General features: G+C 70.8%; 7 protein-coding genes. 2 read left to right on the top strand and 5 right to left on the bottom strand.

The features are described from left to right. Nucleotides 1–60 precede the first annotated feature (60 nt). From ACTOQ2_RS25970 to ACTOQ2_RS25950, 5 genes are read right to left on the bottom strand one after another with little or no spacing between them, the layout of a single operon-like run. Nucleotides 61–1,131: a LacI family DNA-binding transcriptional regulator gene (locus tag ACTOQ2_RS25970; RefSeq protein WP_440102934.1), complete on the bottom strand. Its 1,071-nt coding sequence runs from the start codon at nt 1,129–1,131 to the stop codon at nt 61–63. After that, nucleotides 1,121–2,737, bottom strand: a complete 1,617-nt coding sequence (locus tag ACTOQ2_RS25965) for a glycoside hydrolase family 13 protein (RefSeq protein ID WP_440102932.1) — start codon at nt 2,735–2,737, stop codon at nt 1,121–1,123. The genes ACTOQ2_RS25970 and ACTOQ2_RS25965 overlap by 11 nt, the downstream gene beginning before the upstream one ends. A 50-nt stretch (nt 2,738–2,787) precedes the next feature. Beyond that, the gene (locus tag ACTOQ2_RS25960) at nt 2,788–3,660 is read right to left on the bottom strand and encodes a sugar ABC transporter permease (protein WP_440102930.1); all 873 of its coding nucleotides are present in this window, start codon (nt 3,658–3,660) and stop codon (nt 2,788–2,790) included. Next, the gene (locus tag ACTOQ2_RS25955; RefSeq protein WP_362682965.1) at nt 3,657–4,646 is read right to left on the bottom strand and encodes a carbohydrate ABC transporter permease; all 990 of its coding nucleotides are present in this window, start codon (nt 4,644–4,646) and stop codon (nt 3,657–3,659) included. The genes ACTOQ2_RS25960 and ACTOQ2_RS25955 overlap by 4 nt, the downstream gene beginning before the upstream one ends. 24 nt (nt 4,647–4,670) lie before the next feature. Then, nucleotides 4,671–5,963 (bottom strand): extracellular solute-binding protein, encoded by a 1,293-nt coding sequence (locus ACTOQ2_RS25950; protein WP_440102928.1) that lies wholly within the window; start codon nt 5,961–5,963, stop codon nt 4,671–4,673. A gap of 365 nt (nt 5,964–6,328) precedes the next feature. On the opposite strand from ACTOQ2_RS25950, the gene pulA reads away from it, so the two are divergent. Together pulA and ACTOQ2_RS25940 are read left to right on the top strand one after the other, a co-directional pair. Then, a complete protein-coding gene (pulA, locus tag ACTOQ2_RS25945; RefSeq protein WP_440102926.1) occupies nt 6,329–12,217 on the top strand; it encodes a pullulanase-type alpha-1,6-glucosidase in 5,889 nt (1,962 codons plus the stop codon). Between the two features lie 135 nt (nt 12,218–12,352). Further along, nucleotides 12,353–14,032: a carbohydrate-binding module family 20 domain-containing protein gene (locus ACTOQ2_RS25940; protein ID WP_440102925.1), complete on the top strand. Its 1,680-nt coding sequence runs from the start codon at nt 12,353–12,355 to the stop codon at nt 14,030–14,032. Nucleotides 14,033–14,143 lie beyond the last annotated feature (111 nt).

Raw genomic sequence — 14,143 nt, 5'->3', positions numbered from 1 at the left:
GGGGAAGCCCGCGACGGCGGCGGAAATGGATCGCCGTGAAACTTACATGGGCGGGGACGTTCAGCGAACGATCTTGGGCCCTGAGCCCGTCGAGCCCCGCACGATGAGTTCCGGCTGAAAGATGAGCTCGGAGTGCTGGCCGGGCGCCCCGGCGACGGCCTCCAGGAGGGTGTGCACGGCGGCGGTGACCATCGGCTGCACGGGCTGGCGCACGGTGGTCAGCGGCGGGTCGGTGAACGCGATCAGCGGCGAGTCGTCGAACCCCACCACCGACACGTCTCCCGGCACCGACAGTCCCCGGTCTCGGCAGGCCCGGATCGCGCCCAGCGCCATCAGGTCCGAGGCGCACACGATCCCCGTGCAGCCGCGCTCCAGCAGCTGCGCCGTCGCGACCTGGCCGCCCTCCACCGAGAACAGCGAGTGCGAGATCAGCCCGTCGACGTCCGTGACGCCGAGCAGCTGGGACATGGCCTGCCGGTAGCCCTCGATCTTCCTGATCACCGGCACGAACCGGCCGGGGCCGACGGCCAGGCCGATGCGCTCGTGTCCCAGGTCGGCCAGGTGCTGCACGGCCAGCCGGGCCGCGGCCCGGTCGTCCGGGGAGATGAACGGGGCGGGCACGTCGGCGGCGTGCCCGTTGAGCAGGACGATCGGCACGCCCTGCCCGATCAGCTGGGTGTAGCGGTCCGAGCGCGCGGTGATGTCCGCGTGCAGCCCGGAGACGAAGATGATGCCGCTCACCCCGCGCTCCACGAGGACCTCGGTGAACTCGTCCTCGACCGCCCCGCCGGGCAGCTGGGTGCAGAGCACCGGGGTGTAGCCGTGCTGGGTCAGCGTCTTCTCGAAGGCCTGGGCGAAGGCCGGGAAGATCGGGTTGTCCAGCTCCGGGGTGACCAGGCCGACCAGCCCGTTGCTGCGCTGGCGCAGCCGTTGCGGGCGCTCGTAGCCCATCAGGTCCAGCGCCGTCAGCACCGCCTGCCGGGTCACCGCGGACACGCCCGGCTTGCCGTTGAGCACCCGGCTGACCGTGGCCTCGCTCACCCCGGCCTGGGCGGCGATGTCGGTCAGCCTGGCGGTGCCGGTGCCGGTGCCGCCGGCACCGGCACCGAGCTGCCCGGTGCTATGCGGCATCGGGTTCCCACCAGACGGCGGAGTCGGGGGCGAGCCGCACCGTGCCGCCCGCGACGGCCGTCTCCGCGCTGGCCAGCAGGATCCGCCCGGGGGCGGGCAGCTCCACGGGCTCGCCGGTGAGGTTCACCGTGCAGGCGAACCCGTCGCCCCTGGCGAAGGCCAGGGTGCCCTGCGGGGAGTCGAGCCAGGTCAGCGGGGCGTCGTCGAAGGAGCGGCGCTCGCGCCTGATCCGCAGCGCCTCCCGGTAGAGGTTCAGCGTGGAGAGCGGGTCGCCGAGCTGGGACGCGACGCTGAGCGGCCCCCAGGAGGGCGGCATGGGCAGCCAGGTCTCCTCGGCGCCGGGCAGGCTGAAGCCGAAGTGCGGCTCGCCGTCGGCCCACGGGAGCGGCACCCGGCAGCCGTCGCGGCCGTGGTCGGGGTTGCGCAGGCGCTGCGGGTCGCGCTGGAACTCCTCCGGCAGGTCGAGGACCTCGGGCAGCCCGAGCTCCTCCCCCTGGTAGATGTAGGCCGAGCCGGGCAGGGAGAGCGTCAGCAGGGCGGCGGCGCGGGAGCGGCGCAGGCCGACCTCGCCGCCGCCGTACCGGGTGAGGTGGCGCTTGACGTCGTGGTTGGAAAGCACCCAGGTGGAGGGCGCGCCGACCGTCCCGGCCGTCGTCAGCGACTCCTGGATGACCGCGCGGAACGTGGCGGCCTCCCAGGGGGCGACGAGGAAGTGGAAGTTGAACGCCTGGTGCATCTCGTCGGGGCGGACGTAGTTGGCCAGCCGCTGCGGGGAGGGCGCCCACGCCTCGGCGACGCCGATCCGCTCCCCGGGGTAGGAGTCGAGCAGCTTGCGCCAGGCGCGGTGGATCTCGTGCACGCCGTCCTGGTCGAAGAACGGCACCACCTCGGTGCCGATCATCCCGACCTGGTCGGCGTGGCCGACGTCGGGCAGGCCGTCCGCCTTGACCATGCCGTGGGCGACGTCGACGCGGAAGCCGTCCACCCCCATGTCGAGCCAGAACCGCAGGATCGACTCGAACTCCGCGTGGACCTCGGGGTTCTCCCAGTTCAGGTCGGGCTGCTGGGGGGCGAACAGGTGCAGGTACCACTCGCCGTCGGGCAGCCGGGTCCACGCGGGCCCGCCGAAGACCGACTCCCAGTCGTTGGGCGGCAGCTCCCCCTCGGCTCCGCGGCCCCGGCGGAAGATGTAGCGCTCCCGCGCGGGGGCTCCGGAGGGCGCAGCCAGGGCCTCCAGGAACCAGGCGTGCCGGTCGGAGGTGTGGTTGGGCACCACGTCCACGATGACCCGCAGGCCGTGCCGGTGCGCCTCCTCGATCAGCGCCCCGGCGTCTGCCAGCGACCCGAAGATCGGGTCCACGTCACGGTAGTCGGCCACGTCGTAGCCGAAGTCGGCCATCGGCGAGGTGAAGAACGGGGTGAGCCAGACCGCGTCGACCCCGAGGTCCGCGAGGTACGGCAGCCTGCCGCGCACGCCGAGCAGGTCGCCCACGCCGTCGCCGTTGCCGTCGGCGAAGCTGCGCACGTAGACCTGGTAGATCACCGCGTCGCGCCACCATCGGGTGGCGGTCCCGGCACCCCGGTCCGCCCGGACAAGCTCGGTCATATTAAATCCCCCGATCAGATGACATGTCAGGATGTATTAGCACGGTGGTGTTACGACTTCGTGGCACCGGCGGTGAGCCCGGTGACCAGATGCCGCTGGACGAGCAGGAAGACGACCGCCGCCGGAACCGCGATCAGCACCGCCGCGGCGGTGAGCAGGCCCCAGTCCGACCAGTGCTGGCCGACGAACTGCTGGAGCCCGATGCCGAGCGTGCGCTTCTCCTCCTGCGACATGAACACGGTGGCGTAGGCCACCTCGCCCCAGGCGGTCATGAACGAGTAGAACGCGGTGACCGCCAGGCTCGGCCTGGCCAGCGGCAGGATGACCCGCCAGAACGCGCCGAACGGCGTCAGGCCGTCGACCAGCCCGGCCTGGTCGATCTCGCGCGGGATGGAGTCGAAGTAGCTCTTCATCATCCACGCGCAGAACGGCACCGCCACCGTCATGTAGGCGATGACCAGCCCGGGGATCTGGTTGAGCAGCCCGAGGCCCGCCATCAGGTTGTAGAGGGGGACGATCAGGATCGCCACCGGGAACATCTGGGTGACGAGCAGCATCCACATCACCCCCCGGTAGCCGGGGAAGCGGAAGCGGCTGATGGCGTACCCGGTCGTGGAGGCGAGGAAGACGCCGATGACCGTGGTCAGCCCGGCGACGATCACCGAGTTGAGCAGCCAGGTCGGGAACCGCGTCTCGGTCAGCACCCGGACGTAGTTGTCCAGCGAGGGCTGGTTGAAGATCTCCAGCTCGCTGGAGAGCCAGCCGTCGCGCGGCTTGAGCGAGGTCAGGACCAGCCAGACGATCGGGAACAGCGAGGTGACGACCGCGGCGAGCAGGGTCGCGTGCAGCAGGATCGACTTGCCGACAGTGCGTTCCCCGCGCCCCCGGACACGCCCGGTGGTGGCGGTGGTGGCTGTGCTCACCAGACCTCCCCTTGCTTGCGCAGCGAGCGCCGGTAGACCACGGCCAGCACGACGAGGAGCAGGAGAATGATCACTCCCCATGCCGCGGAGTTGGAGTAGTTGCGGACGCCGGTGAAGGCCTCGCGGAAGGCGTAGGTGACCAGGATCTCGGTGGAGCTACCCGGTCCTCCCCCGCTGATCAGGTAGATCACCGGGAACATGTTGAACGTCCAGATCGTGCCCAGCAGGACAACCGTGCTCGACACGGTACGCAAGCCGGGAATTGTAATGAAGCGGAAGCGCTGCCACGGCGTGGCGCCGTCGACCTCGGCCGCCTCGTACAGCTCACCGGGGATCGACTGGAGCCCGCCCAGCACGGCGACCATCATGAACGGCACGCCCATCCAGACGTTGACCGCGATGACCGCGATCTTCGCCGTGGTCGGGTCGTCGAGCCAGCCGACCGCGCCCAGGCCGGCGGCCCGCAGCATCGCGTTGATCACGCCGAAGTCGCTGTTGTAGAGGTAGCGCCAGATGAACGCCGAGACGAAGCCCGGGATCGCCCACGGCAGGATGAGCAGCAGCCGGTAGGCGGAGCGGAACCTGACCTTGCGGTTGAGCAGCATGGCCAGGCCGAGGCCCAGGCCGTAGTGGAACGCCACGCAGGCGACGGTCCACACGACCGTCCAGGTCAGCTTCTCCCAGAACAGTCCGCTGGTCAGGATCGCGACGTAGTTGTCGAACCAGGTGAACTCATACGTCGAGGGGATGACGTTGACGCCGATCGTCCGGCCGATGTTGGCCTCGGTGGCGTCGGTCAGCGACAGGTAGACGCCCCTGGCCAGCGGCCAGCCGACCAGCAGGCCGGTGACCAGGATCACCGGGGCGACCATGGCCCAGGCGTACCAGTGCCTGCCCAGCGCCCGCCGGAACGGGCCGCCCGGCGGGCGGCCCCGGCCGCGGGCGCCGTCGGCACCCGCGGCCCGGTCCCTGGCCGTGCTGTTCACACGCCCAGTCGAGAGCGCCACGGGTCAGCTCCAGTCCTTGAAGATGCCCCGGTACTGGTCGTCGACCTTCTTGAGCATGTCCTCGGGGGTCGCCGTGCCGCCGACGAGCGACTGGTAGCCCTCCAGGAGCGGCTGGAAGAGCTGGCCGCCCTCGGGAATCCACGGCCGCGCGGTCGCGGTCTCCATGATGGGCTTGAAGACGGAGACGTCCTTGTTGGCCTGCACGTCGGGGTTGTCGTACGCGGAGACGCGGGTCGGCAGGAGGCTGATCTCCTTGGCGACCTTGGCCTGGGACTCGGGGGTGCTCATGAAGCGGACGAACTCGTAGGAGGCGTCCAGGTTCTTGGAACCGGCGTAGATGGCCAGGTTCCAGCCGCCGGTGGGGGCGCCGGCCTTGACCGAGCCCGCCGGGACGGGCGCGATGCCCAGGTTCTCCTTGTCCTTGAACTCCTTGCCCTGGTAGATCTCCGACAGCGCCCACGGGCCGTTGTAGATCATCGCGGCCTTGCCGTCCTTGAGGGCGGTCATCGCGTTGGCGTAGCTGTCCTGGATGGCGGGCTTGGGCGCGGCGCCGGAGGTGATCAGGTCGGCGACGGTGGCCATGGCCTTCACGTTCGCCGGGGAGTTGACGGTGATCTTCTTGTTCTGCACGTCGAGGAGGTCGCCGCCCTCGCCGTACATGAAGGGCAGCAGGAAGTAGGAGTCGACGTTGAGCGCGAGGCCGCTGGCGCCGGTCTTCTCCTTGACGTCGAGCGCGGTCTGCTTGAGCTCCTCGACCGTGGTGGGGGCCTTCTCGTGCCCGGCTTCCGCCAGGAGCCGCTTGTTGTAGATGAGCGCGAGGGTGTCGGTGACCTGCGGGACGGCGTACGTCTTGCCGTTGTACTTGGTGCTGCTCAGCGGCCCCGGCAGGAAGTCCGACTCGTTCTCCACGGCGCGCGTGCCCTCCAGTGGCTGGAGGTAGCCGAGCGAGGCGAACTGGGAGGTCCAGGCGACCTCGGAACGGATCACGTCCGGCGCCCCCGCGCCCGCCTGCGCCGCGGTCTGGAACTGGTTCTGCGCCTGGTCAGAGGGGACGTTGACGTACTTGACCTTGATGCCCGGGTACTTCGCCTGGAAGTCCTTGATGAGCGCCTGGAAGGTCGGGCCCTCGCTGTCGGGCCTGACGGTGTCCCACCAGGTGATCTCACCGGTGATCTTCGACGGGTCCGTCGCCGCGGGCTGGGTGGGGGCCGCCGTACCGGCGTCACCGCCACCACAGGCGGAGACCGCCAGGGCGAGGGCCGCGACAATCGTCGCGGCCGAGAAGGCTCGCCGCATGTTCTTCTCCTCGTGTTCAAGGGGCGGCCGGGACCGAAGAGCCGTCCGGCCGGGTCTGGAGTACGCCGGACGTTACGCCGACGTGAACCTCATTGGAAGAAGTTTCTGCAAGAGTCTGCAAAGTCGTTACAAAACCCCCAAAAGCCAAGGGGCCTCACCACCCTCCCCCTCGATCTGCGGGCAGCGATATCACCCTCTTAGTGATAAAAATCACCTTTTGTACGTTTTGGGCAACCGATTGGGTCCCCTTCCGGACGACCGCGAATTGCCGGGATTCAGAAAATTGCCGCAAGGGATTGCACAGACCATTCCCAATGAGTAACTTCCGGGCAACACCCTCGAAACAACTCCCGTGGAGGCCCCCCGTGGTCTGGCCGCTCCCCCCACGGCGCGCGAGAACGACCTTCCTGACGGGGGTCGCGCTCGCGGCGACCCTGATCGCCACCCCCCTCGCCGCCACCCCGCTCCCCGCCGCCGCGTCCCCCTCCCCCGCACCCCTTTCAGCACCGGTACCGGCCTCCACGACGCCCTCCGCGTCCGGCGCCGGCCCCGTGGTGTCGTCCGGTCCCGTGGTGTCCGCGCTCAGCCGCACCGCCGAGCCCTCCGACCGGGACCTCGCGCGCGACGCGCTCCGCGCCGACCTGAGCCGCGAGCGCTTCTACTTCGCGATGACCGACCGGTTCGCCAACGGCGACACCGGCAACGACACCGGCGGCCTGTCCGGCGACCGGCTCGCCACCGGCTTCGACCCCACGCACAAGGGCTTCTACCAGGGCGGCGACCTCAAGGGCCTGCTCGGCAAGCTCGACTACGTCAAGAACCTGGGCAGCACCGCGATCTGGATCACCCCGGCCTTCGTGAACCGTCCCGTGCAGGGCACCGGCGCGAACGTCTCGGCCGGGTACCACGGCTACTGGATCACGGACTTCACCAGGATCGACCCGCACCTGGGGACCAACGCCCAGATGAAGGAGCTGGTGCGCGAGGCCCACCGGCGCGGGATGAAGGTCTTCTTCGACATCATCACCAACCACACGGCCGACGTGGTCGACTACGCGGAGAAGACCTACTCCTATCGCTCCAAGGGCGCCTACCCCTACGTCGACACCGGCGGCGTGCCGTTCGACGACCGCGACCACGCGGGCAAGGACACCTTCCCGAAGGTGGACGCCGGCTCGTTCCCGTACACGCCGGTCGCGCCGAGGAACGCCAAGACCCCGTCCTGGCTGAACGACCCGACGATGTACCACAACCGGGGCGACTCCACCTTCAGCGGCGGCGAGAACGACGAGTACGGCGACTTCTTCGGCCTCGACGACCTGTGGACCGAGCGTCCCGAGGTCGTCAAGGGGATGACCGACATCTACAAGACGTGGGTGCGCGACACCGGCCTCGACGGCTTCCGCATCGACACCGCCAAGCACGTGAACATGGAGTTCTGGGAGAGGTTCTCCCCGGCGCTGCGCGGCTACGCGGCCCAGCAGGGCAACAAGCGGTTCTTCATGTTCGGCGAGGTCTACTCCGGCGAGCCCGCCTTCACCAGCCGCTACTCCACCCGGGGCGCCATGAACGCCACCCTGGACTTCCCGTTCCAGGAGGCCGCCCGCTCCTTCGCCGGCGGCACGGCGGACGCGTCCCGGCTGGCCCGGCTGTACGCGGGCGACGACTACCACATCGACGCCGACGGCAACGCCTCGTCGCTGCCGACCTTCCTCGGCAACCACGACATGGGCCGCATCGGCCGCTTCGTCGCCCAGGACAACCCCGGCGCCCCCGACTCCGAGCTGCTGCGCAGGGACCTGCTCGCCCACGAGCTGATGTACCTCACCCGGGGCCAGCCGGTCGTCTACTACGGCGACGAGCAGGGCTTCACCGGCAAGGGCGGCGACCAGGACGCCCGCGCGTCCATGTTCGCCTCCAAGACCGAGAGCTACCTGAGCGACGACCTGATCGGCACCGGCTCCACCCACGCCCAGGACAACTTCGTCCCCTCCCACCCGCTCTACCGGGGCATCTCCGCCCTGGCCGCGCTGCGCGACGCCCACCCGGCGCTGGCCGACGGCGCCCAGATCGAGCGGCTGATCTCCGGCGGCGTCTACGCCTTCTCCAGGATCGACGCCACGCGGCAGGTCGAGTACCTGGTCGCGGTCAACAACGCCGAACAGCCCGCGACCGCGAACGTGCCCACCTTCTCGGCGGGCGCGGCCTTCACGAAGGTGTACGGCGAGGGCGCCGCCACGCTCACCACCGGCGCGGACGCCAAGCTGGCGCTCACCGTCCCCGCCCTGTCGGCGGTGGTCTACAAGGCGCCCGCCAGGCTCGCCGCACCGGCCTCGGCCCCGGCCGTCTCGATCGCCCTGCCGGGGACCGAGGTCAGGGGCACCGCCGAGGACGGCCGGATCCCGGTCGTCGCGACCGTACCGGGCACCGGCTTCGACCAGGTCACCTTCGCCGCCAAGGTCGGCGACGGCCCCTGGCGGGCGATCGGCACCGACGACGCCCCCAACGCCACCCCCTCCGGCCCCGTCTCCAGGGCTTTCCGGGTCTTCCACGACCTGCGCGGCATCGCGGCGGGCACGAGGATCTCCTACAAGGCCGTGGTGAAGGACTCCGCGGGCCGGTTCGCCTCGGCGGTCGCGCAGGCGACCGTCGGCGCCGAGCCCGCCCCCGAGGAGCCCGGCGCGGTCAGGCGCGACTGGCTGGTCGTGCACTACCAGCGGGAGGACGCCGCCGACTACGACGGCTGGGGCCTGCACGTCTGGGGCGACGTGGAGAACCCGACCGAGTGGGCGACCCCGCTCCTGCTGACCGGCGAGGACTCCTACGGCCGCTTCGCCTGGATCAAGCTCAAGCCGGGCGCCACCAGCGTCGGGATCATCGCCCACAAGGGCGAGGAGAAGGACGGCGGCGACCGGATCGTGAACCCCGCCAGGAACGGCGAGGTCTGGCTGGCGAAGGGGAAACCGGAGACCCACCTGTCCCGCGCGGCGGCCCAGGGGTACGCGACCGTCCACTACGGCCGCCCCGGCAAGGACTACGACGGCTGGGGACTGCACCTGTGGGGCGACGGGCTCGCCGACGGGGTGCCCACCGACTGGGCCGCGCCACGCCCGCCGGACGGCGTCGACTCCTTCGGCGCGTTCTGGAGGGTGCCGCTGAAGGACGCCTCCCTTCCGGCGAACTTCATCGTCCACAAGGGCGACACCAAGGACCCCGGGCCCGACCAGTCGTTCACCCCGGCGCTGCAGCCCGACGCCTACGTCGCCTCGGGCGTGGCGAAGGCCCACCCGACCCGGGCGGCGGCCGAGAACGTCGCGATCCTGCATTACCACCGGCCGGACGGGAATTACGACGGCTGGGGACTTCATCTGTGGGGTGACGTGGCGAATCCCACCGAGTGGGCCGCGCCGCTGCCGCCCGCGGGCGAGGACGGGTTCGGCGTTCACTTCCGCGTCCCCCTGACCGAGGGGGCCAAGACCGTGAACTACATCATCCACAAGGGCGACACCAAGGACCTGCCGGACGACCAGTCGCTGGACCTGACCGCGACCGGCCACGAGGTGTGGCGGGTCGCGGCCACCGAGGGCCACCTGCTGCCCCAGCCCTCGGCGCGCGGGGCCGACGCCGACCTGTCGAAGTCGTCGGCGCACTGGATCGACCGCGCCACCGTCGCCTGGAAGGTCGCCCCCTCCACCACGAACCGCTACTCCCTGGCCTTCTCCGCCAAGGGCGGCATCACCTACGACAGGGGCGACCTGACCGGCGACCTCAGGATCATCCGGCTCGTACCCGGTGCGCTGACCGAGGCGCAGAAGGCGAAGTGGCCGCACCTGGCCGGGCACGCCGCGTTCACCGTCGACCCGCGCGACGCCGACCTGGTGCGCGAGGCCGTCCGTGGCCAGATCGTGGCCGTCGAGCGCGACGCCACCGGCGCGCTGCTCGCCGCCACCGGCGTGCAGATCCCCGGCCTGCTCGACGACCTGTACGCCAGGGCGGCGACCGCCGAGCTCGGCCCCTCCTGGAGCGGCGGCACGCCCAGGCTGTCGGTCTGGGCGCCGACCGCGGGCAAGGTCGAGCTGGCGCTCTACCGCGACTCCTCCGGCGGCAAGCGCACCGTTCACCCCATGCGCCGCGACGACGACACCGGCGTCTGGTCGGTGCGGGGACAGCGCGACTGGAAGGACCGCTACTACACCTTCCTGGTGACGGTCTACGTACCCAGCGAGGGCACAGCAGGGAAGGTCGTCGTCAACGAGGTGACCGACCCGTACAGCCTGTCGCTGTCGGCGGGCTCGGGCCGCAGCCAGCTCGCCGACCTGTCCGACCGGGCGCTGCGGCCCGACGGCTGGTCCTCCCTGGCCAAGCCCAGGGCCGTCCCCCAGCAGAAGGCGTCCGTCTACGAGCTGCACGTGCGCGACTTCTCCGCCTCCGACACGACCGTCCCGGCCGCCGAGCGCGGCACGTACGCGGCGTTCACCGGCGACTCGGCGGGGATGAGAGAGCTGCGCGGCCTGGCGAAGGACGGGCTGACCCATGTGCACCTGCTGCCCGTCTTCGACATGGCGACCGTCCCCGAGAGGAAGGCCGACCGGACCGAACCCGACTGCGACCTCGCCTCGATGCCCCCCGACTCCGAGGAGCAGCAGGCCTGCGTCGCGAGGACCGCGGCCAAGGACTCCTTCAACTGGGGCTACGACCCGCTGCACTACACCGTGCCCGAGGGCTCCTACGCCGCCGACCCCGACGGGTCGTCGCGGATCAGGGAGTTCCGCGGCATGGTCGGCGGGCTGAACAGGGCCGGGCTGCGGGTGGTGATGGACGTGGTCTACAACCACACCCACGCCGCGGGCCAGGACCCCGCCTCGGTGCTCGACCGCCTCGTGCCCGGCTACTACCACCGCCTGCTCGACGACGGCACGGTGGCCACCTCCACCTGCTGCGCCAACACCGCGCCCGAGCACGCCATGATGGGCAGACTCGTCGTCGACTCCATCGTCACCTGGGCCCGCGAGTACAAGGTGGACGGCTTCAGGTTCGACCTGATGGGCCACCACCCGAAGGCGAACATGGTCGCGGTCCGCGAGGCCCTGGACGCCCTGACCGTCGCCCGCGACGGCGTCGACGGCAAGTCGATCATCCTGTACGGGGAGGGCTGGAACTTCGGCGAGGTGGCCGACGACGCCCGCTTCGAGCAGGCCACCCAGGCCAACATGGCGGGCACCGGGATCGGCACCTTCAGCGACCGGCTGCGCGACGCGGTGCGCGGCGGCGGCCCGTTCGACGCCGACCCCCGTGTGCAGGGCTTCGGCTCGGGACTCGCCGGAGCGCCCAACGGCTCACCGGCCAACGGCGACGAGGCGCAGCAGAGGTCCCGGCTGCTGAACTACCACGACCTGATCAAGGTCGGGCTCGCCGGCAACCTCCGCGACTACACCTTCACCGCCTCCGGCGGCGAGCAGGTCAAGGGCTCGCAGGTGAGCTACAACGGCTCCCCCGCCGGTTACGCCGCCTCCCCGGGCGAGGTCGTCACCTACGTCGACGCCCACGACAACGAGACGCTGTTCGACGCGCTGGCGTACAAGCTGCCCCCGGCGACCGCGATGGCCGACCGGGTGCGCATGCAGTCGCTCTCGCTGGCCACGGCCGTCCTCGGACAGGGCACCTCGTTCGTGCACGCGGGCAGCGAGCGGCTGCGTTCCAAGTCCCTCGACCGCAACTCCTACGACTCGGGCGACTGGTTCAACCGGCTGCTGTGGGACTGCTCGGCGGGCAACGGCTTCGGCGCCGGGCTCCCCCCGAGGCCCGACAACGAGGAGAAGTGGCAGTACGCCAGACCGCTGCTCGCCGACCCGGCGCTGAAGCCGGACTGCGCGGCGATCGGCGCGGCCCGCGCCCGGTACGGGGAGCTGCTGAGGATCCGCTCCTCCTCGCCGGTCTTCGGCCTCGCCACCCTGGCCGAGGTGCAGAAGCGCCTCACCTTCCCGACGAGCGGCACCTCGGAGACCCCGGGTGTCGTGACCATGCACCTGGACGCCACGGGGATCGACCCGCGCTGGAAGTCGATCACCGTCGTCTTCAACGCGACCCCCGAGGCGCGGCCGCAGACCGTCGCCGCGCTGAAAGGCACCCAGGCGACGCTCCATCCCGTCCAGACGGCCGGCGACGACGCCGTCGTGAAGCGGTCGACGTTCGACCCCGCCACGGGCACGCTGACGGTGCCGGCCCGCACGGTCGCCGTCTTCGTCCAGCCCTGACCCCCGCACACCCCGGAAAGGCGGCCGGGCCAGGTGTTGCAGCACCCGGCCCGGCCAGGGAACCCGTCCATCGATCCTGGAGGCCCCCTCGTGAAACCCTACAGAGTCGTCGTTGCCACGGCGTTAAGCGCTCTGGTGAGCGCCGCCGTGCTGGTGCCCGGCGCGCTCCCCGCCCAGGCGGCGCCGCCCACCCCCGGCCCGATCGTGAAGCTGTGGAACTGGAACTGGAACTCCGTCGCCAGGGAGTGCACCGACGTCCTCGGCCCTGCCGGATACGCCGCCGTGCAGGTCTCCCCGCCGAACGACTCGATGTCGCGGGGCGGCTCGGTCTGGTGGGACATCTACCAGCCCGCCCGCTACACCCTCACCGGCAAGTTCGGTGACGAGAACGCGTTCAGGAACATGGTGAACGCCTGCCACGCGGCCGGCGTCAAGGTGCACGCCGACGCCGTCGTCAACCACATGACCGGCCAGGGCAGCACCAGCTACGGCGGCTACGGCTTCGGCAAGTACAACTACCCCGGGCTCTACTCCGCCGCCGACTTCCACTCCCCCGCCTGCACGATCAACGGCTCCGACTACACAGGCGACGCCTGGCGGGTGCAGAACTGCGAGCTGGTCGGCCTGGCCGACCTCAACACCGGCTCCGAGTACGTCCGCGACCAGATCGCCGGCTACCTCAACAAGCTGACCTCCCTGGGCGTGGACGGCTTCCGCATCGACGCCGCCAAGCACATCGACCCCGGCGACCTCGCCGCGATCAAGGGCAGGCTCACCGGCTCGCCGTACATCCACCAGGAGGTCATCCAGGGCGACGGCGAGGCGATCAGCCCGAGCCAGTACACCGGCGTCGGCGACGTGCACGAGTTCGTGTACGGGCGCAAGCTCAAGGAGCAGTTCAACGGCGGCCAGATCAGGAACCTGCGGTCCTTCGGGCAGAGCTGGGGCCTGTCGGTGCCGAGCGACAAGGCCGTGGTGTTCGTCGACAACCACGACACCGAGCGCAACGGCTCGACCATGAACTACAAGTACGGCGACGCCTACCGGCTGGCCAACGTCTTCATGCTCGCCTGGCCGTACGGCACGCCCAGGGTCTACTCCGGGTTCACCTGGAGCGACGGCGAGGCCGGCCCGCCGTCGGCCGGCGGCGGCTTCGCCACCGACGCCGACTGCGGCAACGGCCGGTGGACCTGCTTCCACCGCCAGATGAACGGCATGGTCGGCTTCAACCGCGCCGTGCAGGGCACCTCGGTCGGCAACTGGTACGACAACGGCGACAACGTGATCGCCTTCAGCCGGGGCGCCAAGGGCTGGGTCGCGATCAACAACGAGGGCGGCGCCGTCACCCGCACCTTCTCCACCGGCCTGCCCGCCGGGACCTACGCCAACGTCGCGGGCGGCGGCTCGGTGACCGTCGGCGCGGACGGCTCGGCCTCGGTGACCGTCCCGGCCAGGGGCGCGGTCGCCGTCCACACCGGCGCCTCGGGCCCCGGCCCCAGCCCGACGCCGACGGTCGACCCCGGCCAGGTCGCCACCACGTTCAACGCGACCGTGACCACGAGCTGGGGCCAGAACGTCTTCGTCGTCGGCGACGTCGCCGCGCTGGGCTCCTGGAACCCGGCGAACGCCGTCGCCCTGTCGTCGGCCGCGTACCCGGTCTGGAGGGCCACGGTGAACCTGCCGGCCGGCACGACGGTCCGGTACAAGTACGTCAAGAAGAACTCCGACGGCTCGGTGACCTGGGAGAGCGACCCCGACCGCTCCTTCACCACCCCGTCGGGCGGCACCGCGACGCGCACCGACTCCTGGCGCTGACCCCCGCCCGGCCCTGACCTGCCCTGACCTGACCTGCCCTGACTGACACGGCCCGGCCCTGGCCGGCGCGGCCCGGAAAGCCGTGCCGGTCGGGGCCGGTCTCCCGGCCCC

Source organism: Streptosporangium sp. H16, assembly GCF_051918855.1.
Taxonomy (GTDB): Bacteria; Actinomycetota; Actinomycetes; order Streptosporangiales; family Streptosporangiaceae; genus Streptosporangium.
The sequence above is the reverse complement of the archived record's forward strand: the minus strand, read 5'-3'. Positions and strand labels throughout refer to the sequence as shown.